Here is a 2,054-nt window from a genome sequence, read left to right on the forward strand (position 1 = left end):
ATGTATAAAGCACGGGCGATCGCGGCACGCTGTTGCTGCCCGCCTGACACTTCTTCCGGGTACCGATTTAATAGCGGCATTAAATCAAGCTGAGAGACAATTTGCCGCCACAAATTCGCATCGTCTTTGAGCCCTTTTAACTGGCGACAAAAGCGGATATTGTCGGCAATCGATAGCGTAGGAAGCAAGTTGAACTGTATAAAGCACGGGCGATCGCGGCACGCTGTTGCTGCCCGCCTGACACTTCTTCCGGGTACCGATTTAATAGCGGCATTAAATCAAGCTGAGAGACAATTTGCCGCCACAAATTCGCATCGTCTTTGAGCCCTTTTAACTGGCGACAAAAGCGGATATTGTCGGCAATCGATAGCGTAGGAAGCAAGTTGAACTGCTGAAAGATAAGACCAATGTTCTGACGACGGAACTGAGTACGCGCTCGTTCGGTTAACGCGTGTAAAGGGGTATCATCCAGCCAGATCTCACCGCTGTCGGGTTTATCCAACCCAGCAATTAAGTTCAGTAAGGTACTCTTGCCTGAGCCGCTCTCTCCCATCAGCGCAAGCTGGCTGGTGGAAGACAGCGACATCGCCGCGCCTTGAAGCACAGGATGAAAATCGCCCCCGTCCTGATATCCCTTGCACAGCGCTTTAATTGCTAACATGCCAATGCACACCCTCATAGTGTTTTAAAACAGCAATAAACGAGAACTAGGTCACACTGTTTGACTAATTTGGCAATGTACCCCAATTAAGAGGCTGAGAAAAGGGCAAAACTAGGTAGACAGCTTCCCATTGCGTCTTCTTTTCAATCAACGGGCATCATCGACAAGATAGTTTAGCCATACGCCCGATTTAACTCGAATGACAGAGCCGACCCATTTGACGACTTCTTCTGTCGCCAATAACGCATAGACCCAATAAACCGGCCATTCAAACACCACGGCAGCAGCGAGCACCACGGGAATACCGATCAACCACTGCGCAACAAAGTCTTGCCCCAAACAGTAGCGCACATCACCACCGGCACGCAGCACACCAACGATCATCGCCATTGGGATGGTTTTAACCACAATCAGCGCACACATTGCCCAATAGAAATATTCAGTAATTTGCGCCGTTTCACCAGTCAATGCGGGGAAAAAACCCAAGACCCAAGGTTTAATCAGCAGCATCACTGCGGCAATAAAGACGCCTGCAATCAAATTAAACACCGCCACTTGCCATGCTTGATGATAGGCGGTATCGGTTTGTTTAGCACCCAGATTGTTCCCCACTAACACAGCAGCGGCATTGGCTGTGCCAATCAGAAAAGAGAGCGATAACGACTCAACCGGAGTGATCACCGCTATCGCGGCTAGCCCTGCTTCGTTCACATGACCAATAATGGCGTGGTAAATGAACAAGCCGGACGACCACATTAAAAAGTTAAACGCAGTCGGCAAAGAAAGCGCCAAGAAGCGTTTTACCGCCACCAATGAGAGCGAGGTTCGCCATTCAGCAAGGGAGAAGGCAACAAGGTGTTGGCGACGGTACAAATAGGTATACAAGGCGACAACTTCAACAATACCGCTAAGCACCGTTGCCACTGCGGCCCCTTTTGAGCCAAGCTCTGGCGCGCCGAAGTGACCAAAGATAAACACCCAGTTGAGTAGGATATTCACACTGATCCCCACGCCACTAAAAAAAGTGCTGATCCCCGGTTTATGCATGGCACGCAGCCCCGCCGCCAGTCCTGACACACTGGCCAAGCAGAACAGCGATAACCCCGCGATCTGCAAGTAATCTTGCCCCAAAGCAATCACCGTTGGGTTATCACTGGCAAAGCCAATAATGACGTCCGCATAGACCCAAAAAACAAAGGCACTTAACGCCGCAGTGGCATTAGTTAGGGTCACGGTCAGCGCAATTTTTTCTCGAAACCCTTGCCTGTCGCCCGCGCCCCAGTATTGCGCGACCAACATAGAGCCACCGGTCATCGCCCCAAAAATTAATAGGGTGGAAACAAACATTGCTTTCCCTGCAATCCCAATCGCAGCGACATCAGCCTCACTTAAC

2 protein-coding genes and 1 pseudogene are annotated in these 2,054 nt (G+C 50.4%); all 3 read right to left on the reverse strand.

Annotated features, from left to right (window positions below; genetic code table 11):
* The coding region (locus tag BZG79_RS16570; RefSeq protein WP_347336598.1) for an ATP-binding cassette domain-containing protein at positions 1–188 on the reverse strand (188 nt) is incomplete at its 3' end.
* Positions 162–661: pseudogene (locus tag BZG79_RS14705) on the reverse strand (ATP-binding cassette domain-containing protein); the annotation flags it as partial. The pseudogene BZG79_RS14705 and the gene BZG79_RS16570, both read right to left, overlap by 27 nt.
* 147 nt (positions 662–808) lie before the next feature.
* On the reverse strand, positions 809–2,054 hold a 1,246-nt coding region (locus BZG79_RS14710; RefSeq protein WP_077774777.1), incomplete at its 5' end, for an MATE family efflux transporter.

Source organism: Salinivibrio sp. MA427 (assembly GCF_001996115.1).
Lineage (GTDB): Bacteria > Pseudomonadota > Gammaproteobacteria > Enterobacterales > Vibrionaceae > Salinivibrio > Salinivibrio costicola.